The sequence below is a fragment of the Streptomyces montanus genome (genome assembly GCF_005786655.1).
In the GTDB taxonomy this organism is placed as follows: Bacteria; Actinomycetota; Actinomycetes; order Streptomycetales; family Streptomycetaceae; genus Streptomyces; species Streptomyces sporangiiformans.
Map to the genome: position 1 here is coordinate 1 of NZ_VBZC01000108.1, position 19,644 is coordinate 19,644.

The following is a 19,644-nucleotide window of genomic DNA, read 5'->3' on the forward strand; positions in this document are numbered from 1 at the left end:
CGCGCCTTGCCGCGGGCGGCGCGAGGCCGCGGTGTGTACGGAGTGCGCACGCGATCAGCGCCCTGGTCATCGTCCCGGCCGGACGCCATCCCGGCTGCCGGCCGGCAGCCGGGATGGCGTCCGGGATGGCCCGCAGGTCGAGCGCCCCCGAGGGCGGCGCGGCGATGCGGCCGCCTTCGAGAAGGTCAGACCCCGGCCGCACGCGCCGCCGCGAACACCTCGGCGGCGACGTCCTTGAGTTCCTGGGCGTCCCGCGCGGTGCCCTGGAGTTCGATGAGGATCTCGTCGACGCCGACCTCGGCGTGGGCCTTGAGGTCCGACACGATCTGCTCGACGTTGCCCTGGAACGGGGCGCGGTCGGCGCCGTCGTACGCCTTGGGCGTGTACTGCGCGTTGGCCCGCGCCACCGACTCGATCGGCTTCGTACGGCCGCGCTCGGCCGCGAAGTCCTGCAACTGCCGCCACTGGGCGCCCAGTTGCTCGGCGCCCATGGCCACCGGCATCCAGCCGTCGGCGCGTTCGACGAGCCGGGTCCGGGCCTTCTTGCTGTTGGCCGGCAGCAGGATCGGTATCGGCCGGGCGGGCTTGGGCCCGACCGCGGCGGGCGCGATCTTGGTGAGGCGGCCCTCGTACGTCACCGGGTCCGGACCCCACACCGCCTGGCACACGTCGAGGACCTCGTCCAGGACCTGGCCGCGCTCCTCGAACGGCGCGACTCCCGCGGCCGCGTACTCGTCGAGCGACCAACCCGTGCCGAGGCCCGCCACGACCCGGCCGCCGCTCGCCGCGTCCAGCGTGCCCAGGGTCCTGGCCAGCTGGAACGGGCCGTGGAGCGGGGCGACCAGGACACTCGTGCCGAGCCGGACCCGCTCAGTGGCCGTGACGGCCAGGGTCAGCGTGACCAGCGGGTCGGGGACGCCGCGGTACATCTCGGGCCAGGGCAGCCCCGGTATGCCGTACAAGCCCTGCGTCGCGGGCTCCGGAAACAGGGCGCGCTCGTACACCCACAGGCTCTCGTAGCCGATCTGCTCGGCGGTGCGCGCCACGTCGGGCACGTCCTGCCCGATGTCGTACTGCTGCGCTTGAGGAAGACTGAGACCCAACCGAGTGGCCATGCGTACGCTCCTTCGCGTCGTTCGCGTCAGACGGTTCAACGCTCAACCTAACGCGCCGCAAAGCGAATTCAGCGATACGAGTGCGGCGTGGCCGGATCAGTGCGGCAGCGGAGTCAGCAGCATCCGGCCCGCCAGACCGACCACCGCGTCGAGGCGGCAGGCGAACTCGTCCGCGAGATCGGGCAGTCCGCGCAGCGCCCACAGCGCGCGGGCCGCCGACCACGCGCCGTCCCGCGCCCGCTCCAGGCTCCATGAGCCGAGCAGATGCGTGAGCGGGTCGGCGATCTGGAGGAGGTCGGGACCCGGCATCAGATCCTCGCGGATGCGCTCCTCCAGCGTGATGAGGATGTCGCCCACACGATCGAACTCGTCCTCCAGATCGACGGGTTCGCAGTCGAGCGTACGACAGGCGTCTAACACCGCAAGCGCCAGATCGTGCCCGATGTGCGCATTGATGCCCGCGAACGCGAACTGCAACGGTCGTACGCCGGGATGGTGCCGGAACTGGAAAAGCGGCCGCCAACAGGCCGGTGGAAGCCGCTCGTCCGCCACCGCGTCCACAACCGCGAGGTAGCGCTCCGCGAACCGTACGTCCAGCGTGATCGCGGCGTGCGGGTCGGCGAAGTGCCCGGCGTCGACGTGCCGGTCGACCTCCTCCGTGACGGTGAGGTAGACGCGGTTGAAGACCGCGACGCCGTCCCATTCCGGCCAGGCCGCGCCCAGCGCGCGCATACGGGAGACGACCAAGTCCACGGGAGTCATGAAATGTTCCAACTGCACCATGGGGGCAGGGTCCCAGGCCTACGCTGGCCCGAGCCCCGCCGGGCCGAGCGCTTCCCCACAACGGGGGAACACGACCGGCGCGGAGGAAGGGGTGCACAGCGTGTCAGGCCAACGTGCCCAGCGCCTGGCCGAACGCAGGGCCGAGCGCAGGCGCGCCGCCAGGCGGAGCGCCATGGTGGGCGTGGCCTCCGCCGTCGTCGCCGTGGGCACGGCGACCGGGATGATCTCCGCGCTCGACGACGGGAGCGACACCGGGGAGGCCCGCCCGGAGGTGACGAAGTCGCTGCTCCTGGAGCCGGGGCCGGCCGTGCCGACCTCCTCGCCCTCGGAGACGTCCGCCTCGCCGACGCCTTCCCCGTCTCCGTCCTCGGCCAAGCCGAGCCCGAAACCCTCGAAGAGCAAGTCCAGGAAGCCGACGGCCGAAGCCGGGTCCGCCCAGCTCTACCGCTACCCCGAATCCCAGGTCCTCGACTGGGTCAGCGCCCACCGCGACGACCCGCGCCGCTCGGTCATAGAGTCCCGGATAGCGGACCGCCCGGCGGCGGTCTGGTTCGCGGACTTCACGCCGTCGACCATCACCGCGCGGGTCAGGGCCGTCACTTCGGGCGGCTCGGCCCAGGGGAGCGTCCCGGTCGTCGTGCCGTACGCGATACCGCAGCGCGACTGCGGCGGGGCCTCCGAGGGCGGGGCGGCGGATCTCGACGCATACGACGCGTGGATCGACAAGTTCGCGGCGGGACTCGGCTCCGGCGAGGTCATCGTGATCCTGGAGCCCGACGCCATCGCCCAGTCCGACTGCCTCTCGGCAGGTGAACGGGCCGACCGCTTCGCCTCGTTGGCCCGCGCGGGCCGTGTCCTCAAGGCCGCGAACCCGAAGGCCCGGGTGTACTACGACGCGGGCCACTCCGACTGGAACTCCGCCGCGAAACAGGCCTCCCTGCTGCGCCAGGCGGGCGCCGCCTCGGCCGCCGGCTCGGACGGCGTCTTCAGCAACGTCTCCAACTTCAACCGCACGAGCGCGGAGATCGCGTACGTCCGGCAGACCCTCGACGCGCTCGGCGGCTCCGCGGGCCTCGGCGCCGTGATCGACACGAGCCGCAACGGGAACGGCGCCCCAGCCGACGGCGAGTGGTGCGATCCGGCGGGCCGGAAACTGGGGCAGGCGCCGACCCTGCGTACCGGCGAGGCCCGCATCGACGCCTACCTGTGGGTGAAGCTGCCGGGGGAGTCCGACGGCTGCAAGGGCGCGCCGGGGACGTTCACCCCCGACTACGCCTACGACTTGGCGCGCTGAGCTTCGTGGCGTGGGCGGTTCAGGGCCGTGGGCCGGGGACCGCCGGGTCCGGAGCGCCGACCTTTCCGTCGATCTGCCGACCGCCGGTGCGCAGGACGCCCGCGAACGCGGCGAGCCCGAAGGTCAGTGCCGTCACCAGGCCGAAGGACACCACCAGGCTCGTCGCGTCCGCGATCGAGCCGATCGCGGACGGGGCGATCAGGCCCGAGGTGTAGGTGATGGTGGCGACGCCCGCGATGGCCTGGGAGGGGTTGGGTCCGCTGCGTCCGGCCGCCGCGAAGCAGAGCGGTACGACGACGGCGATGCCGAGGCCCAGCAGCGCGAATCCGCTCATCGCCACCACCGCGTTCCCGGCCAGCACGACGAGCAGCCCGCCGAGGGTCGCGAGGACACCGCCGACGCGTACGGTACGGACCGGTCCGAAGCGGTCCACCACGGCGTCGCCCGCGATCCGCGCGAGTGCCATGGTGAGCGTGAAGCCCGTCGTGGACGCGGCCGCGACCCCTGCCGAGGTGTCGAGGACGTCGCGCAGATAGACCGCCGACCAGTCCAGACTCGCGCCCTCCGCGAACACCGCGCAGAACCCGACCGCACCGATGAGCAGCGCCGACTTGGGCGGCAGCGCGAAGCGCGGGGGCGCTTCCTCGCCCTCCGTGGGCCGCAGGTCCAGTACGCCCTGACAGGCGGCCACACCGATGAGGGTGAGCACCGCGGACGCGAGCGCGTGGTGCAGCCGGGCGTCCGAGCCCAGGTGCGCGGCGAGGGTGCCGGCCGCCGAACCGATCAGGGCGCCCACGCTCCACATGCCGTGCAGACCGGACATGATCGATTTGTCGAGGCGGGTCTCGATCTCGACGCCCAGCGCGTTCATCGCCACGTCGCCCATGCCCGCCGTGGCGCCGTACACGAAGAGCGCGAAGCACAGGGTGAGCAGGTTCGGGGCGAGGGCCGGCAGGACGAGGGCCAGCGTCCACAGCGAGATCAGGCCGCGCAGGGCGTTGCGGGCGCCGAAGCGGTGGCTGATACGGCCGGCGAGCGGCATCGCCACGGAAGCGCCGAACGCGGGGAACGCGAGCGCCAGGCCGAGCTGGCCCGCGCTCACCGCGGCGTGGTCCTGGATCCACGGGACGCGGGTCGCGAACGAGCCCGTGACCGCGCCGTGCACGGCGAAGACCGTGGCCACGGCGTACCGGGCGCGCTTCAACTCGCGTGCGTCGTAGACCACTTCACTCACGCCTCTCGGCCCTCCTTCGCGCCTGCCCAGCTCTGCCGCCGTAAACTATCAGGGAGCCTGCCTGATAGATAGCGGATATCGGGCCGTGCTACCTGATCTCCGGTCTGGAAGGATCCCGGCATGCCCGCATCACCCAGCATCGCCCGGGCCATCAACGACCGGCTCGCCCTGCGGCTGCTGCAGCAGGAGGGTCCCTTGACGGCAGGGCAGTTGAAGCAGCTGACCGGACTGTCCCGGCCCACGGTCGCCGACCTGGTGGAACGCCTCATGGCCGCCGGGCTGATCGCCGTCGTGGGGGAGGCCGGGGAACAGCGCCGCGGCCCGAACGCCCGCCTGTACGGGATAATCGCCGACCGGGCGCATCTGGCGGCGCTCGATGTCCGCACGGAGGGCGTGTCCGTGGTCGTCGCGGATCTCCTGGGCTCGGTGCTGGCCGAGGCGTCGGTGCCGATCGGCGACGAGACCGGTACCGGAACCGCCGTCGAGCAGGCGGTCACGCTGGTCGAGCGCACGGCCAAGGAGGCCGGGGCCGACCGTCTGCACACGGTTGCGATCGGCGCCCCCGGCCTGATCGATCCCGCCACCGGTGAACTCCGCGACTCCTCCGGGCTGCCCGAGTGGCACCGCCGCCTCGCCACCGCCCTCGACGACCGGCTCGCGGCCCGCGTCCTCGTCGAGAACGAGACGAACCTGGCGGCCCTGGCGGAGCAGCGCGTCGGCGTCGCCCGCGACCGCGACACCTTCGTTCTCCTCTGGCTCGGCCACGGCATCGGCGCCGCCGTCGTCCTCGACGGCACCCTCCGCCGGGGCGCCTCCGGCGGCACGGGCGAAATCGGCTTCCTGCCGGTCCCCGGGACCGACGGCCTCCCCTCGGCGACGGCCTGCGACGGAGGCTTCCACTCCCTCGCCGGCGCCGCGGCGATCACCGATCTCGCCGCGGCACACGGCGTCGCGGCACCCGCACAGCACCATGAACCGCACGCGGCGGCCCTGGTCCGGGCGGCGGTGGCGGACACCAGTGGCGTGGCGACCGGGTTCCTCGACGCTCTCGCCGATCGCGTGGCCATCGGCGCCGCCTCCGTCATCGCGGTGCTCGACCCCGGGTGTGTGGTGCTGGCGGGGGAGACAGGCCGGGCGGGGGGTGAGGCGCTTGCGTGGCGGGTCGGGGACAGGCTTGCTCGGATGTCGCCGTTGGCCACGGAGGTCCGGGCGACTGCTCTGGGGGGAGGGGCGGTGCTCCGGGGGGCGTTGCTGATGGCGAGGGAGCGGGCTCAGGACGAGTTGTTCGCGCCTGAGGAGCGGTAGGAACAGCAGGAACGGCAGGAACAGCGGGAACGGCAGGAACAGGAGCCACGCAAGGCTCCGCCCGCGTCGTGCCGTCGGCGAACACCGCCCGCCCGGTCGCCAGCCACAACAGCGCCGAGGGCAGCAGCACGCCCGAACCCAGCAGGGCCATCAACCCGGCAGCGCTCGCCGCCGACAACGGCTCCAAGTGGGCCGCGTGGAAGACGAGATGGGGCACCCCGGCCGTCAGATAGGCGGCCAGTGCGGTGAACACCAGCCGGCGCTCCATCGTGGTCACGGCCGCGCCCAGCAGCACCGCGAGCGACAGGTTCAGCGAGCCCAGGTCGCGGACCAGATGCTCGTTGTACGGCGGGATCAGCGACACCCAGCGCCAGTCCCAGAAGGTGCGCGGCAGCAGCAGGATCCACAGGCCCAGCACTCCTTGCACACCGGCGAGCACTCCGAGGCCCGCTCGCAGCGAGGTCCGGCGGTTCATCGTGACCGTCCGCCGCCGAACAGCGCCGCCAGGTACTCCTCGAACGTGACCTTGCCGACGGCCTGCCCCGGCGTCAGATGGCCACCGGCGCGCATCCCGCGGACCGTCCCGCCCGGCAGCGGTACGTTCACGATCGCCCTCCGCCGTCCGCTCGCCCGCAGATACGCCCGGCCCAGCTCCGCGAACGTACGCACGTCCGGTCCGCCCATGTCCGCCACGCGCCCCGCCGGAGCGCCCGCCGCCAGCCCGGCCAGCCGATCGGCGACCTCGGTTACCTCGACCGGCTGATCGCTCACGCCCGCCGGAAGCAGCATGACCGGCAGCCTGGCGAGGACCTGGAACACCTGCGCCAGGAGATCGTGGAACTGCGTCGTCCGCAGCACCGTCCAGCCGAGCCCGGACTCCTCGATCAGCTTCTCCACCGCGAGTTTGGTCTTGTAGTAGCCGAGCGGCACCCGGTCCACGCCGACGATCGAGATGTAGACGAGGTGCGCAACGCCCGCCCGGCGCGCGGCCTCGATCAGCTGGCGCGCCGCGCGCTCGTCTCCCCCGCGGGGTGAGGTCGCGCAGTGCACGATCGTGTCCACGCCCGCCACGGCCGCGTCCAGGCCGGTGCCCTCGCGCAGATCGACGGGGTACTCCTCGGAGTGCCGACTGAGCACCCGCATGTCGTGTCCGTCCGCGCGCAGCCGCTCGGTCACGGGCCGGCCGAGTGTTCCCGTGCCGCCGGTCACCAGGATCGTGGTCATGCTGTTCGGTCCTTCCGGACGTCGGACGCTCCCGGGTGGAACGCCCGTCGTCAACAGGAACCGGACAGCCGCCGCGGATGTGACAGCGAGGACGCGAAACGGCTTACGGACGAGTGAGCTGGCGCCCCACGAACTCCAGTTTCTCCGGATTCACCATGGCTCGCAGGTGCGCGATCAGCCCGTCGCGCAGCTCGAACGTGAGGACACCGACGAGCGTGTCGCCCACCCACGCGACGAGCGCGGGCGCGCCGTTGACCTCCGCCACCGTGAAGGTCATGTCCACCGCGAACCGCTCGGTGCCGCCCACCAGGAACCGCGTGACCTTCTCGCGTCCCATGATCGGCCGGCGCGCCGCGGTGACCTTGCCGCCGCCGTCGCTCCACCAGGTCACCTCGTCCGCGAGCAGCTTCTCGAGACCGGCCAGATCGCCCTCGCGGGCCGCCGTGATGAAGGAGGCGACCAGCACCTCCCGCTGCTCGGGCGCGGGCTCGAAGCGGGACTCGGGCGCGGTGGCCCGTTGCGAGGCCCGCCGGTAGAGCTGCCGGCAGTTGGCCTCGCTCAGTTCGAGGACCTCGGCGATCTCCCGGTGGCTGTACCCGAAGGCCTCTCGCAGCACGTAGACGGCGCGCTCGGTCGGCGTCAGCCGCTCCAGCAGCACCAACAGCGCCATGGACACGGCATCGCGCTGCTCGGCCGATTCCAGAGGCCCGAGCGCTCCGTCGGAGGTGACCACGGGCTCCGGCAGCCACGTACCGACGTACTGCTCGCGTCGCGCACGGGCCGAGGTGAGCCGGTTGAGGCAGAGGTTGGTGAGGACCTTGGCGAGCCACGCCCCGGGATGCTCGACAAGCGTGCGATCGGCACGGCTCCACCGCAGATACGCGTCCTGCACCGCGTCCTCCGCCTCCGCGGCGGACCCCAGCAGGCGGTAGGCCAGCCCGAACAGACGCGGGCGGTGGCCTTCGAACTCGTCGGCGATCGAGGAGGTCACGACCCCAGCGTGGCAGAACCGGGGCTAGGCCGTGTCGTCAAATTCCCTTCGTCGCCCGGAGGGCGGCCTTGCGGCGTCAGGTGCGTGCTCTCGGCGTGCCGGGCGTAGATCCTCGTACTGGATCGTACTTGGGTCTGCGCCCGGTGCGGCGAGAGTGCGTGCATGGCGTCGTGAGGCAGAAGGGAATTTGGCGACACGGCCTAAGACCCGGCGGCGGGGCAAGGGCCGATCGTCACCGCCGCCGGGTCGTTTTTGGGCGGGCCGGTGAACGCAGACCCTAAGAGGACTAGACCACCACGTCAACAAATGTGGCCGCATCGCGAGATTCCGTGCCCGTACCTCACAAGATGCCATGCCCACGCCGGAGTTGGATCCTCCCGGGTGTCACGGAGTCTGGACCCCATTGGTTGTCGCGTGAAAGTCCATCGCGCTGTCTTGTGAGCCACCCCACAGTTATTCACTCCTTGGGTATCGATCAGCCGTGGCACACTGGCTCTGTACCAGAAGCAGCGCACTCCGGGGTCGGTGAAACTCCGAACCGGCGGTTACAGTCCGCGACCCGGTCGCTTCCAGCGGCCGGTTGACCAGGTGAAATTCCTGGACCGACGGTTAAAGTCCGGATGGGAGGCAGTGCGCGGCGGGCGGGCATTCGTGCGCGTCGCCGTCTGTTTCGACGTGTCCTGAGGGGCATGTCCGCTACGGCGTCGCACCCGGTGTCGTCGTCCGTACCTGCTGTCGTCATCGACAGGCCCCGGAGTCCGTGCCCGAAGAGGCAGGAGGACCCGGGAAGTGTTCACCGGAATCGTCGAAGAGCTGGGCGAGGTCACGGCCGTCGAGAACCTCGACGACGCCTCCCGCTTCCGGCTTCGCGGGCCAGTCGTCACCGAAGGCGCTCGGCACGGCGACTCCATCGCCGTCAACGGCGTCTGTCTCACGGTCGTCGACCACGAAGGCGACGAGTTCACCGCCGACGTGATGGCCGAGACACTGAACCGCTCCAGCCTCGGCGTCCTGGCCGTCGGCTCCCGCGTCAACCTCGAACGCCCCATGGCCGTCGGCGAACGCCTCGGCGGGCACATCGTCCAGGGCCATGTGGACGGCACGGGCGAGATCATCGAGCGCAAACCGTCCGACAACTGGGAGATCGTGAAGATCTCGCTCCCCGCGGACCTCACGCGCTACGTCGTCGAGAAGGGCTCCATCACCGTCGACGGCATCAGCCTGACCGTCGTCGACGCGGGCCCGGACTACTTCTCCGTCAGCCTCATCCCCACGACGCTCGCCCTGACCACGCTCGGCCTCAAGCAGCCGGGCGACCCGGTCAACCTGGAGGTCGACGTCATCGCCAAGTACGTCGAGCGGCTGCTCGGCAACCAGGGGGGCGCGCGGTGAACTGGCTGAACTCCGAGGCGTTCACGCTCTTCGGGCAGCACATCAGATGGGCCGACATGATGGGCAACACCATCGGTCTGATCGCCCTCGCGCTCGGCTGGCGGCGCTCCATATGGACCTGGCCCGCCCAGTTCCTGTCCGGCCTCATCCTCCTCACGGCCTTCGCCACCGCCCACCTCTCCGGCAGCGCCGGCAAGCAGGTCATCGTGATGGCCGTCGCCGCCTGGGGCTGGTGGCAGTGGAACCGCGGCAAGGAGCGGGCGCAGGACGGCTCCCTCGTCGTACGGTTCGCCAGCCGGCGCGAGCGCGTCTGCCTCGTCGGCGGTGCCGCGCTCGGCACCCTCGCGGTCGGCGGCCTGTTCACCGCCTACCCCGCACTCTCGTGGGATCCCTGGCCGGACGCGTACATCTTCGTCGGCACGATCGTCGCCATGTACGCCCAGGCGCGCGGAATGGTCGAGTTCTGGTTCGCCTGGCTCCTGGTCGACCTGGTGGGCGTGCCGCTCAACTTCGCCAACGGCTTCGCCTTCTCCGGATTCGTCTACATCATCTACGGCGCACTCGTCCTGTGGGGCATGCGCGACTGGTGGCTGCGCTCCCGCAGGGCTGCGCGGCCCGTCCTGGAAGGAGCCCCGGCATGACCGCCGCGCCCGTCTGGTTCAGCACCGACACCATCGAAGAGGACCTGGCACTCGACCCTGTCGAGCAGGCCATCGCCGACATCGCGGACGGCCGCCCCATCGTGGTCGTCGACGACGAGGACCGCGAGAACGAGGGCGACCTCGTGATCGCCGCCGAGAAGGCGACCCCCGAGATCATCGCCTTCATGATGAGCGAGTGCCGCGGTCTGATCTGCGCGCCCATGGAAGGCGACGAACTCGACCGCCTGAAGCTTCCGCAGATGGTCGACAACAACACCGAGTCGATGCGGACGGCGTTCACCGTCTCCGTCGACGCCGGCCCCGCCCACGGCGTCACCACCGGGATCTCCGCCGCCGACCGCGCCACCACGCTACGGCTGCTCGCCGGCGGCGAGGCCGAGGCAAGCGACCTCGTGCGCCCCGGCCACATCTTTCCCCTGCGCGCCAAGCCCGGTGGCGTCCTGGTGCGCAACGGCCACACCGAGGCCGCCGTCGACCTGGCCCGGCTCGCGGGTCTGCGCCCGGCCGGCGCGATCGTCGAGATCGCCGGCGAAGACGGCAGCATGCTGCGCCTGCCCGAACTGGTCCCGTTCGCCCGCAAGCACGGCCTGACGATCATCTCCATCGAGGACCTGATCGCCTACCGGCGCTCCCTCACGTTCGCGGCATCGCTCTCGCCGGGGGCGCCCCCGGCCGAGCCCACCGTCCGCCGCGAGGCCGAGGTCCGACTCCCCACCCGCTTCGGCGAGTTCACGGCCCATGGCTACCGCTCCACCGCCGACGGCGTCGAGCACGTCGCCCTCGTACACGGTGAGATCGGCGACGGAGACGACGTCCTCGTCCGCATCCACTCCGAGTGCCTCACCGGCGATGTCTTCCACTCGCTGCGCTGCGACTGCGGCCCCCAGCTGGAGGCCTCCCTGGAGCGCATCCACGCCGAGGGCCGCGGAGTCGTGGTCTACCTGCGCGGCCACGAGGGGCGCGGCATCGGGCTCATGTCCAAGCTGCGCGCGTACGAGCTCCAGGAGCGCGGCCGTGACACCCTTGACGCCAACCTGGAGCTGGGCCTGCCCGCCGACGCCCGGGACTACGGCGTCGGCGCGCAGATTCTCGAGGACCTCGGCGTGACGAGCGTCCGCCTGATGACCAACAACCCCGACAAGACCGACGCGCTCGTCCGCCACGGCCTCAAGGTCACCGAGCGCGAGCCGATGCCCGTGAAGGCGGGCGAGCACAACATCCGCTACCTGCGCACCAAGCGGGACCGGATGGGGCACGACCTGCCCTGGCTGGACACGGCCACCGTGTCCACCTGCGGCAACCAGTAAGCACATCACTGAGGAGAGACGTGAGCGGCAAGGGTGCACCTGAACTGTCCGTACGCAACTGCGGCGACCTGCGCGTCGCGGTCATCGCGGCACAGTGGCACGAAAAGGTGATGGACGGCCTCGTCGACGGCGCCCTGCGCGCCCTGCGCGAACTCGGCATCGACGAGCCGACCGTCCTGCGCGTCCCCGGCAGCTTCGAGCTCCCGGTGGTCGCCAAGGTCCTCGCGGGCCGGGGCTACGACGCGGTCGTCGCCCTCGGCGTCGTCATCCGCGGCGGCACCCCCCACTTCGACTACGTGTGCCAGGGCGTCACCCAGGGCCTCACCCAGGTCTCCGTGGACACCGGCGTCCCCATCGGCTTCGGCGTGCTGACCTGCGACACCGAGGAGCAGGCCCTCGACCGCGCGGGCATCGAGGGCTCCAGCGAGGACAAGGGCCACGAGGCGGTCACCGCGGCCGTCGCCACCGCGGCCACGCTGCGTGCGGTCTCCGAGCCCTGGCGTCAGGCCGGCCGCCACACCGCGTAAAGTGAACGCCACCATGTCCAAGAAGACGTTCGAGGAGCTCTTCACCGAGCTCCAGCACAAGGCCGCCAACGGCGACCCCGCCACCTCCCGCACCGCCGAGCTGGTCGGCAAGGGAGTCCATGCCATCGGCAAGAAGGTCGTCGAAGAGGCCGCCGAGGTCTGGATGGCCGCCGAGTACGAGGGCAAGGAGGCGGCCGCCGAGGAGATCTCGCAGCTGCTCTACCACGTGCAGGTGATGATGGTCGCCCGCGGTATCTCGCTGGACGACGTCTACGCCCACCTCTGAGCCGTCACCGCAATTCCAAAACCCTACGCACGAACGAAGGAAGCCGACCTCATGCTGCGCATCGCCGTCCCCAACAAGGGTTCCCTGTCAGGCCCTGCGGCGGAGATGCTGCATGAGGCCGGCTACCAGCAGCGCCGGGAGTCCAAGGAACTGCGCATCGTCGACCCGGAGAACGAGGTCGAGTTCTTCTACCTCCGCCCCCGCGACATCGCGATCTACGTCTCCTCCGGCCGCCTCGACATCGGCATCACCGGACGCGACCTGCTCATCGACTCCGGCGCCAACGCGGAGGAGATCCTGCCGCTCGGCTTCGCCCGCTCCACGTTCCGGTTTGCCAGCAAGCCCGGCACGGCGGGCGGCGTCGAGGACCTGGCCGGCATGACCGTCGCCACCTCGTACGAGGGGATCGTCGCCAAGCACCTCGCGGACCTCGGCATCGACGCCTCCGTGGTCCACCTCGACGGCGCCGTCGAGACCGCGATCGAGCTGGGCGTCGCCGAGGTCATCGCGGACGTCGTCGAGACCGGCACCTCGCTGCGCAACGCGGGCCTCGAGGTCTTCGGCGAGCCGATCATGAAGTCCGAGGCCGTCGTCATCCGCCGCACCGGCGCGAACGCCGAGGAAAATGCCGAATCGAAGGTTCAGCAGTTCCTGCGCCGCCTGCAGGGTGTCCTGGTGGCGCGGACGTACGTGATGATGGACTACGACTGCCGCGTCGAGCAGCTCGAGAGGGCCGTCGCCCTCACCCCGGGCCTGGAATCCCCGACGGTGTCGCCGCTGCACAACGAGGGCTGGGTCGCCGTCCGCGCCATGGTCCCCGCCAAGGAAGCCCAGCGGATCATGGACGACCTGTACGACCTGGGCGCACGGGCCATCCTGACCACGGCCATCCACGCCTGCCGCCTCTGAGGACGCGCACGCCATGTCGGACCTGCCCGTGCTTCCTGTCACCTTCCGGCCGGGGAGCACCCGCGCCGTCCTGCTGACCGCCGGCGCCACGATCTTCGTGGTCATCACCACCGTCGCGCTGCTGCTCGAGAAGCTAAGCCCGGGGGAGCGCGTCAGCTTCGTCTTCACCGCGGCGCTGATCTTCGGGGTGCTCGCGCTGCTCTCGCGGCCGAAAGTCGTCGCCGACGAGTCCGGCGTCACGGTCGTCAACATCACCGCCCGACGGCGTCTGGCCTGGGCGGAGATCCTCCGGGTCAACCTGCGCCCCGGCGACCCGTGGGTGTTCCTCGACCTGAGCGACGGCACCAGCCTGCCCGCGCTCGGCATCCAGCCGGGCATCGCGAAACAGCGTGCGATCAGCGACGCCCGTACGCTGCGGGCACTCGCCGAGGCACACGGAATCGGCGATCCCGACGGGCAGCACGGAGGACAGCAGGACGAACATCACGGCTGACTCTCGGCTTTCCACCCTGCCGTATCGGCCGGTGTCTTGATTAATCTGTTGTCGGAGGTGTTTTCCTTGCGCCTCCGCCCCTGATGTTCCGCCCGGAAATCAGGGGCTCCTGCTATTCGAGGAGTGACTCCCTCCAGCGATGGACGGATCGTCCTGTAGTACCTGCGCCGCCCCCTCCCGGGATGGCGCGGACCTCACGGTCCGCGCCGACTCCGAGGCGGCGGCATGACCATCCCGTTGCTGCTCCTCGGAGCGGCCTTCCTGCTGATCCTCGCCAACGGCTTCTTCGTCGCGGCCGAGTTCGGTCTTGTCACGGTCGAACGCCCCGACGCCGAGAAGGCAGCCGCCGAGGGCGACCGACGGGCCCGTACCGTCGTGAACTCCCTCAAGGAGCTGTCCTTCCAGCTGTCCGGCACCCAGCTCGGCATCACCATCACCTCGCTCGTCGTCGGCATGCTCGCCGAACCGGCGCTCGCCGAGCTGCTGCACGGCCCCTTCACCGCGACCGGCATACCCGAAGGCGCCGTGTCCGGCGTCGCCGTGGTCGTCGGCATGCTGCTGGCCTCGGCCGTGCAGATGGTGATCGGTGAGCTCGTGCCCAAGAACTGGGCGGTGTCCAAGCCGATGCAGGTCGCGCGCTTCGTCGCGGGCCCCCAGCACGTCTTCTCGCGCCTGTTCCGGCCGGTGATCGCCGGCCTGAACGCCGTCGCCAACCGGCTCGTCCGCGCCCTGGGCGTCGAGCCCGCCGAGGAGCTGGCCTCCGCCCGCACCCCCGGCGAACTCGTCTCCCTGGCCCGGCACTCGGCCCGGGCCGGCGCCCTGGAACAGGACACCGCCGACCTCTTCGTCCGCACCCTCTCGCTGGCCGACCTCACCGCGCAGCACGTGATGACGCCACGCGTGAAGGTCAGCGCGCTCCAGTCCTCCGCCACCGCCGAGGACGTCGTCAACCTCACCCGGGCCACCGGCCTGTCGCGCTTCCCCGTCTACCGGGAGCGCATCGACGAGATCGTCGGCATGGCGCACCTCAAGGACGCCCTCGCGGTGCCCTCCAACGAGCGGCTGCGCACCCCCGTCGGCCGGATCGCCCAGCCCCCGCTGCTCGTCCCGGAGACCCTGCCGGTCCAGCCTCTCCTGGAGCAGCTGCGCAGCGAGCAGCCCATCGCTGTCGTCGTCGACGAGTACGGCGGCACGGCCGGCGTCGTCACCCTGGAGGACATCGTCGAAGAACTCGTCGGCGAGGTCCGCGACGAGCACGACGGACACGACGTGCCCGAGCTCGCCGCCGCCCCGCCCGAGGACGGGCGGCCCGCCTGGGACGCCGACGGCAGCTGCCGCGTCGACATCCTCCTGCGCATAGGCCTCGAGGTCCCCGAGGGCCCGTACGAGACCGTCGCGGGCCTCGTCGCCGATCTGCTCGGCCGTATCCCCGCGCCCGGTGACAGGGTCGAACTGCCGGGCTGGCGGCTCTCGGTGCGCCAGGTCGGGCACTACAGGGCCGAGCGGGTGCGCCTGGTCAAGGCCGCGGACACCGTGGTGGAGGCCGCCCGATGAGCATGCTCCAACTCCTGTTCGCCGTTCTGCTCGTGCTCGCCAACGGCTTCTTCGTCGGTGCCGAGTTCGCGCTCGTCTCGGTGCGCCGCAGCCAGATCGAACCGCTCGGCACCACACGGGCCCGCCAGGTCATGTACGGCCTGGAGAACCTGCCGCAGATGATGGCCGCCGCCCAGTTCGGCATCACCGTCTGCTCCCTGACGCTCGGCGCCGTCGCCGAGCCCACCGTGGCGCACCTTCTGGAACCGGTCTTCGAGGCGGTCCATCTCCCCGAGGGCATGATCCACCCCCTCGGTTATGTGATAGCCCTCGCCGTGGTCGTGTTCCTCCACCTCGTCGTCGGCGAGATGCTGCCGAAGAACCTGGCGATGGCCGCGCCCGAGAAGACCGCGTTGTGGCTCAGCCCCGGCCTCGTCGCCTTCGCCCGGCTGTGCAAGCCGGTCACCGCGGGCCTCGGTGCCTGCGCCCGCGTCGTCCTGAAGCTCTTCCGCGTCGAGCCCAAGGACGAGGTCGAGGCGGTCTTCACCAGTGAGCAGCTCAACCGGCTCGTCGAGGACGCGGGCCAGGCGGGCCTGATCGACCCCGAGGAGCAGGAGCGCCTGGAGGACGCCCTGGAGCTGGGCTCCCGCCCGGTCACGGACGTGCTCCTGGACCGCGAGTCACTGGTGACGGTGGGCCCGTCGGTCACTCCGGGGCAGGTCGTCGCGCTCACCGCCCGCACCGGCTACTCGCGTTTCCCGGTCTGCGCGGAGAACGGCGCCTTCATGGGCTATCTCCACGTGAAGGACGTACTCGACCTGGAGGAGTCCGAGCGGGCCGTGCCACAGCACATCTGGCGCCCCATGACGACCCTGCGGTCCGAGCTGCCCCTGGACGACGCCCTGACCGTGATGCGCCGCGCCGCGACGCACCTCGCCCAGGTCGTCGACGCCTCCGGCCGCGCACTCGGCCTGGTCGCCCTGGAGGACGTACTGGAACTGCTGGTCGGCGAGGTACGCGATCCCGCGCACCGCGACGCTCCCACTCCGGCGGTACGGGTCACGGAGCCGCGCGCGGGGATCGCCCCGACTGCAGCGCCCCCCGCGACCGCCAAGACGGCGAAGCCGGAGCCGGAGCCGGAGCCGGAGCCCCGGTCCGAGAGCCCGGAGCAGGCACTGGCGAGCTGAGGGGCTGAGGGGCGGGGGCCTTTCGGATGCGCGGTCAGAGTGCCGACGGATCCTGGGGCCCCCGCCCGGACAGCACCTCCCCGTATGCCTGCATCAGGTCCGGCAGGCGCAGGGTGGACAGGTCGTCGCGGGTCAGGTCGCCCGTGTAGCCGGACAGCCGCAGATCGCGGTAGGCGCAGCTCTTCTCATACAGGGTGCGCAGGAAGCGGCCGTTGCCCAGTTCGTCGATCCAGCCCTGGTCGACGACGTGCCCGCTGATGGAGCGCAGCTCGTCGAGGGCCTCCTCGTCCCACACGTCGCCGTTCTCGGCGGCCAGCACCTCACCGATCGACGTGAGCTCGAGGGGACGGTACGAGGGGAAGTCGACGCGGGTCGTGAAGCGGGACGACAGCCCTGGGTTGGCGGCCAGCAGGCGGTCCATGCCCTCGGGATACCCGGCGAGGATCACCACGAGGTGGTCGCGGTTGTCCTCGGCGCGCTTGAGCAGCACCTGAAGCGCCTCGTCCCCGTAGGCGTCGCCCTTGCCGTAGCCCGAGTTCGACAGCGAGTAGGCCTCGTCGACGAAGAGGACGCCACCGATCGCGGAGTCGATCAGTTCGTTGGCCTTCACAGCGGTCTGGCCGAGGTACTCGCCCACCAGATCCGCGCGTTGGGCCTCCACGAGGTGGTCGCCTCCGAGCAGCCCGAGCGCGTAGAAGACGCGGCCCAGGATGCGGGCCACCGTGGTCTTACCGGTGCCGGACGGTCCCGAGAAGACGAAGTGCCGCTTCGGCGGCTGCACCGGGAGTCCCTGCCCGGCGCGCAGTCTGGCCATGTTCAACTGTGCGGAGAGCGCCTTCACCTGGCGCTTCACCGGCTCCAGGCCGACCATCCGCTCCAGCTCGGCGAGCGCCTCTTCCAGGAGTGCGGGGTCGGTGGGCCCGGTCGGCAACTGCGGCGGCCGGACCGGCACGATCGCCTTCTCGCGGACCGCGTCGGCCTCCGGCGCCGGCCCGCCCGGCGGCAGATCGGGCTCCGAGAGCTTGAGATCCCGGCCCTCCCCGCCGAACAGCGGGTCGACGCCGTCGGGCGCGTCCATCACGTCCTGACCGACACCGGTGAGCGTGATCGCCGCGAGGTCCGCCGTGTCGTCGTATCCGTCGCCCTCGGCGATCGCGGCGAGCCGCGCCGAGGTGTCCATGAAGGCGGGGTCGACGCGGTGCACCGCCTGGTACAGCGGCAGTGCCGCCGCCGACCGCCCCGTGCCCTCGTGCGCCCGCGCCAGCCAGTAGCGCAGCTCCTTGCGCTGCGGCTGCTCGCTGCGACAGCGCATCAGCGCGGCCGACAGGAGCGGCTCGGCCTGCCCGTACATCTCCAGACGGACGCGCGCCATGCCGCCGAAGAGGCCGGCCTCGATGCCCAGCATCGGATCGTCGATCAGCGGGTCCGTGTGCCGGACCAGCTGCTCCCAGTCCTTGACGAGGTAGGCCCGGCAGGCGTGCAGAAACCGCACCTGCGGATCGGCGTCCACCGGTGGCAGTCCCGCCAGCGCCCGGTCCAGCTCCGGGACATGGCGTCCGTCGAGCCAGTGCGAGGCGTGCGCGAGCAGCAGGTCGCGCGGAGACTCCAGGACGGGCTGCACCCACCAGCCCAGCCAGTACCAGGAGTTGAGCGTGCGCCGGTGGCGGGCGCGCTGTTCTCCGAAGCGCTCGCGATGCCGGAACATCCGCAGCAGCGCGGTCGTCGTGTCGATGCGCAGCGCGTGCAGCCCGAGCCAGCCGTCGGCCATGCCCGGATCCATCCGTACCGCGGCGCGGAACTCCTCCTCCGCCTGCGGATAGGCCCCCATCGTGTAGGCATCCACACCTCGCAGCCAGGCGAGGTCGGCCGGGGCCTCGGGGCCCTGCGTGCCGAAGTCCATCACGTCCCCCACATACCGTGCCCCCGTTGAATGCCGAACGGGCCGGTGCCCGGCGGCAGCCTTCGTCGAACCGCTGTGCCGTGGACGGGAGTTGCGTTCGGTGCGGAGAGCAGCCGTCCTAAGGTCGCACCGAGAGGCATCGTACCTGCGAGGCAGTACCGTGCCGAAGGGTGCCCGCACGGCGGGTTCTTCGAGGTGGGAGCAGACGGGGCGCACGCCCCTCGGTGACCGAGGGTGAACGAATCACGCCGCGCGACGTCCGGAATCCGGACGAGGACAGAACGAAGCCCCCGATCACGGGGGAACAACCGGGGGCTTCGCGTCTGTGGACGGCCTCGAAAGACCGCATATTGAGAACGTAAGACCTGTACGGTCCCCGGGTCAAGCCGAGTTGGAGCACTTGGGGAAGTTCTCGGACAGACGCCTTCACAGGTTCAGCACACTGCCGACGGCCCGTCACGGTGTGTGATGACGTGGTCCAGTCCTGGCTTCGCGGCGGGCCCCGGCAGTACCTCGTATCCCTCTGAGCACTGCCGTACCAGAAGATCGGCGAAAGATCTTGAGGGGTCGTCGGCGAAGTGCCGGTGCTCTGCGGTGACCCAGTCGACCCAGAAGTCACTCTGAGCCGAACCGTCCCGGTCCCGGCCACGCGTCCAGGCGTCGTCGTGTGCCACCTCCATCCACAGCAGGCACGCCAGATACGGCCGCAGCGCCCGGCGGCCCGCGCCGACACCTTCGACCAGGACCACGGGGGCCGGCGGCAGATCGCGGGCCGCCTCGAACCGGCATGCCTCCCAGTCGTAGACGCGATAGCGCCCGGCCTCGCCACGGCTCAGCGGCTCGACGACGTCCCGGAGCAGTCGCCCGGTCCACGCGAACAGCTCCTCGTGCGAGCGGATGTCGTCCAGGTGCAGCACGGGCGCGCCGCCCAGCGCCTCGGCCAGCCGCCCGGCGAACGTGGTCTTTCCGGAGCCCGCGTGCCCGTCGACGCCGACGAGGCGGACGGGGCCGCAGGACGGCGGCAGCCGGTGCATCTGGGAGGCGAGAGTGTGAATCGGGGATCCCTGGGGTGTACGGGTGGTGAGGTGGATGCGTGAGACGAGGGAACATTCTACCGAGGCGATAGCAGGAGAATTCGGGTGATTGGGTGGCGAGGTCGGGATCGGGGCGCGTCCCTTCCCATGCCACTGGTCGTGACCAATATTCGTCGGCGGCGTGACGCTCGAGGTGCTGGCAGAAGCCGGTGTGGGCATCCATAGTTGGCGACATCCGTGCGTTGGACTCGCCTGTTCCGGACACCCTGGGGGTCACTCGTCCATGACCAGATTCGAACAGCCTTCCCGCAGAACGCTCCTGACCGCGGCGGTGGTCGCGGCAGCGGCGGGTGTCGCGAGTCCGGTGGCTGCCGCGAGCTCGGCCGCCGGCGCCCCTGCGCCGGCCCGCGCCGCGCAGGCCCCGTCGAAGGCGCGGGCCGGCCGGGTGGACAACCGTGCCTGGACCTC

21 protein-coding genes and 1 riboswitch are annotated in these 19,644 nt (G+C 71.0%); of the genes, 12 read left to right on the top strand and 9 right to left on the bottom strand.

Going from position 1 to position 19,644, the window contains the following annotated elements:
* The 3 genes from FE633_RS47970 to FE633_RS45150 form a co-directional block, all read right to left on the bottom strand.
* Nucleotides 1–202: hypothetical protein (locus tag FE633_RS47970; RefSeq protein ID WP_212747351.1), on the bottom strand; the 202-nt coding region annotated here is incomplete at its 3' end.
* Entirely contained in the window at nucleotides 186–1,115 is a 930-nt protein-coding gene (locus FE633_RS45145; protein WP_138050966.1) for an LLM class F420-dependent oxidoreductase, read from the bottom strand. The genes FE633_RS45145 and FE633_RS47970, both read right to left, overlap by 17 nt.
* Nucleotides 1,116–1,211: 96 nt before the next feature.
* Complete coding sequence (locus FE633_RS45150; protein WP_138050967.1) at nucleotides 1,212–1,898, bottom strand: DUF5995 family protein; 687 nt, start codon at nucleotides 1,896–1,898, stop codon at nucleotides 1,212–1,214.
* A gap of 172 nt (nucleotides 1,899–2,070) precedes the next feature.
* On the opposite strand from FE633_RS45150, the gene FE633_RS45155 reads away from it, so the two are divergent.
* Nucleotides 2,071–3,192 carry a glycoside hydrolase family 6 protein gene (locus tag FE633_RS45155; protein ID WP_138050980.1) on the top strand — a complete coding sequence of 374 codons (1,122 nt, stop codon included), beginning with the start codon at nucleotides 2,071–2,073 and terminating at the stop codon, nucleotides 3,190–3,192.
* Between the two features lie 19 nt (nucleotides 3,193–3,211).
* Here FE633_RS45155 and FE633_RS45160 read toward each other — a convergent pair whose 3' ends face one another.
* A complete protein-coding gene (locus FE633_RS45160) occupies nucleotides 3,212–4,426 on the bottom strand; it encodes an MFS transporter (protein ID WP_138050968.1) in 1,215 nt (404 codons plus the stop codon).
* 120 nt (nucleotides 4,427–4,546) lie between these two features.
* Between FE633_RS45160 and FE633_RS45165 the strand changes: the two genes are divergently transcribed.
* Both FE633_RS45165 and FE633_RS47640 read left to right on the top strand, forming a co-directional pair.
* A complete protein-coding gene (locus FE633_RS45165) occupies nucleotides 4,547–5,731 on the top strand; it encodes an ROK family transcriptional regulator (protein ID WP_138050969.1) in 1,185 nt (394 codons plus the stop codon).
* A gap of 68 nt (nucleotides 5,732–5,799) precedes the next feature.
* The gene (locus FE633_RS47640) at nucleotides 5,800–5,964 is read left to right on the top strand and encodes a hypothetical protein (RefSeq protein ID WP_171060392.1); all 165 of its coding nucleotides are present in this window, start codon (nucleotides 5,800–5,802) and stop codon (nucleotides 5,962–5,964) included.
* A 238-nt stretch (nucleotides 5,965–6,202) separates the two neighbouring features.
* On the opposite strand, the gene FE633_RS45175 is transcribed toward FE633_RS47640, so the two are convergent.
* Together FE633_RS45175 and FE633_RS45180 are read right to left on the bottom strand one after the other, a co-directional pair.
* Nucleotides 6,203–6,955 (bottom strand): SDR family oxidoreductase, encoded by a 753-nt coding sequence (locus FE633_RS45175; RefSeq protein ID WP_138050970.1) that lies wholly within the window; start codon nucleotides 6,953–6,955, stop codon nucleotides 6,203–6,205.
* 103 nt (nucleotides 6,956–7,058) lie between these two features.
* Entirely contained in the window at nucleotides 7,059–7,946 is an 888-nt protein-coding gene (locus FE633_RS45180; protein ID WP_138050971.1) for an RNA polymerase sigma-70 factor, read from the bottom strand.
* A gap of 507 nt (nucleotides 7,947–8,453) precedes the next feature.
* Nucleotides 8,454–8,584, top strand: a riboswitch (FMN riboswitch).
* A 151-nt stretch (nucleotides 8,585–8,735) separates the two neighbouring features.
* Here FE633_RS45180 and FE633_RS45190 point away from each other — a divergent pair.
* The 9 genes from FE633_RS45190 to FE633_RS45230 all read left to right on the top strand — a co-directional run bounded on the left by FE633_RS45190 (nucleotide 8,736) and on the right by FE633_RS45230 (nucleotide 16,242).
* A complete protein-coding gene (locus FE633_RS45190) occupies nucleotides 8,736–9,338 on the top strand; it encodes a riboflavin synthase (protein ID WP_119106224.1) in 603 nt (200 codons plus the stop codon).
* Nucleotides 9,335–9,979 carry a nicotinamide mononucleotide transporter family protein gene (locus FE633_RS45195; RefSeq protein ID WP_138050972.1) on the top strand — a complete coding sequence of 215 codons (645 nt, stop codon included), beginning with the start codon at nucleotides 9,335–9,337 and terminating at the stop codon, nucleotides 9,977–9,979. The genes FE633_RS45190 and FE633_RS45195 overlap by 4 nt, the downstream gene beginning before the upstream one ends.
* Complete coding sequence (locus FE633_RS45200) at nucleotides 9,976–11,307, top strand: bifunctional 3,4-dihydroxy-2-butanone-4-phosphate synthase/GTP cyclohydrolase II (protein WP_138050973.1); 1,332 nt, start codon at nucleotides 9,976–9,978, stop codon at nucleotides 11,305–11,307. The genes FE633_RS45195 and FE633_RS45200 overlap by 4 nt, the downstream gene beginning before the upstream one ends.
* Nucleotides 11,308–11,327: 20 nt before the next feature.
* Complete coding sequence (gene ribH, locus FE633_RS45205) at nucleotides 11,328–11,834, top strand: 6,7-dimethyl-8-ribityllumazine synthase (protein WP_138050974.1); 507 nt, start codon at nucleotides 11,328–11,330, stop codon at nucleotides 11,832–11,834.
* Nucleotides 11,835–11,847: 13 nt separating this feature from the next.
* Nucleotides 11,848–12,120, top strand: coding sequence for a phosphoribosyl-ATP diphosphatase (locus FE633_RS45210; RefSeq protein WP_031486114.1), 273 nt, complete (start codon nucleotides 11,848–11,850; stop codon nucleotides 12,118–12,120).
* A gap of 51 nt (nucleotides 12,121–12,171) precedes the next feature.
* Nucleotides 12,172–13,029, top strand: a complete 858-nt coding sequence (hisG, locus tag FE633_RS45215) for an ATP phosphoribosyltransferase (protein ID WP_138050975.1) — start codon at nucleotides 12,172–12,174, stop codon at nucleotides 13,027–13,029.
* A 13-nt stretch (nucleotides 13,030–13,042) separates the two neighbouring features.
* Nucleotides 13,043–13,522 (top strand): PH domain-containing protein, encoded by a 480-nt coding sequence (locus FE633_RS45220; RefSeq protein WP_138050976.1) that lies wholly within the window; start codon nucleotides 13,043–13,045, stop codon nucleotides 13,520–13,522.
* 225 nt (nucleotides 13,523–13,747) lie between these two features.
* A complete protein-coding gene (locus FE633_RS45225) occupies nucleotides 13,748–15,076 on the top strand; it encodes a hemolysin family protein (protein ID WP_138050977.1) in 1,329 nt (442 codons plus the stop codon).
* Entirely contained in the window at nucleotides 15,073–16,242 is a 1,170-nt protein-coding gene (locus tag FE633_RS45230) for a hemolysin family protein (protein ID WP_138050978.1), read from the top strand. The genes FE633_RS45225 and FE633_RS45230 overlap by 4 nt, the downstream gene beginning before the upstream one ends.
* A gap of 34 nt (nucleotides 16,243–16,276) precedes the next feature.
* On the opposite strand, the gene FE633_RS45235 is transcribed toward FE633_RS45230, so the two are convergent.
* From FE633_RS45235 to FE633_RS47645, 3 genes are all read right to left on the bottom strand, one after another.
* The gene (locus FE633_RS45235) at nucleotides 16,277–18,142 is read right to left on the bottom strand and encodes an AAA family ATPase (protein ID WP_138050979.1); all 1,866 of its coding nucleotides are present in this window, start codon (nucleotides 18,140–18,142) and stop codon (nucleotides 16,277–16,279) included.
* A gap of 434 nt (nucleotides 18,143–18,576) precedes the next feature.
* The gene (locus tag FE633_RS45240) at nucleotides 18,577–19,176 is read right to left on the bottom strand and encodes a uridine kinase family protein (RefSeq protein ID WP_246114134.1); all 600 of its coding nucleotides are present in this window, start codon (nucleotides 19,174–19,176) and stop codon (nucleotides 18,577–18,579) included.
* Nucleotides 19,177–19,449: 273 nt separating this feature from the next.
* The coding region (locus FE633_RS47645) for a hypothetical protein (protein ID WP_212747352.1) at nucleotides 19,450–19,644 on the bottom strand (195 nt) is incomplete at its 5' end.

Bases quoted from the DNA above. Each gene is read 5' to 3' on its own strand.
- FE633_RS45145 (WP_138050966.1), bottom strand. From the start codon at position 1,115: ATGGCCACTCGGTTGGGTCTCAGTCTTCCTCAAGCGCAGCAGTACGAC.
- FE633_RS45150 (WP_138050967.1), bottom strand. From the start codon at position 1,898: ATGGTGCAGTTGGAACATTTCATGACTCCCGTGGACTTGGTCGTCTCC.
- FE633_RS45155 (WP_138050980.1), top strand. From the start codon at position 2,071: ATGGTGGGCGTGGCCTCCGCCGTCGTCGCCGTGGGCACGGCGACCGGG.
- FE633_RS45165 (WP_138050969.1), top strand. From the start codon at position 4,547: ATGCCCGCATCACCCAGCATCGCCCGGGCCATCAACGACCGGCTCGCC.
- FE633_RS45175 (WP_138050970.1), bottom strand. From the start codon at position 6,955: ATGACCACGATCCTGGTGACCGGCGGCACGGGAACACTCGGCCGGCCC.
- FE633_RS45200 (WP_138050973.1), top strand. From the start codon at position 9,976: ATGACCGCCGCGCCCGTCTGGTTCAGCACCGACACCATCGAAGAGGAC.
- FE633_RS45210 (WP_031486114.1), top strand. From the start codon at position 11,848: ATGTCCAAGAAGACGTTCGAGGAGCTCTTCACCGAGCTCCAGCACAAG.
- hisG (WP_138050975.1), top strand. From the start codon at position 12,172: ATGCTGCGCATCGCCGTCCCCAACAAGGGTTCCCTGTCAGGCCCTGCG.
- FE633_RS45220 (WP_138050976.1), top strand. From the start codon at position 13,043: ATGTCGGACCTGCCCGTGCTTCCTGTCACCTTCCGGCCGGGGAGCACC.
- FE633_RS45225 (WP_138050977.1), top strand. From the start codon at position 13,748: ATGACCATCCCGTTGCTGCTCCTCGGAGCGGCCTTCCTGCTGATCCTC.
- FE633_RS45230 (WP_138050978.1), top strand. From the start codon at position 15,073: ATGAGCATGCTCCAACTCCTGTTCGCCGTTCTGCTCGTGCTCGCCAAC.
- FE633_RS45235 (WP_138050979.1), bottom strand. From the start codon at position 18,142: ATGGACTTCGGCACGCAGGGCCCCGAGGCCCCGGCCGACCTCGCCTGG.
- FE633_RS45240 (WP_246114134.1), bottom strand. From the start codon at position 19,176: ATGCACCGGCTGCCGCCGTCCTGCGGCCCCGTCCGCCTCGTCGGCGTC.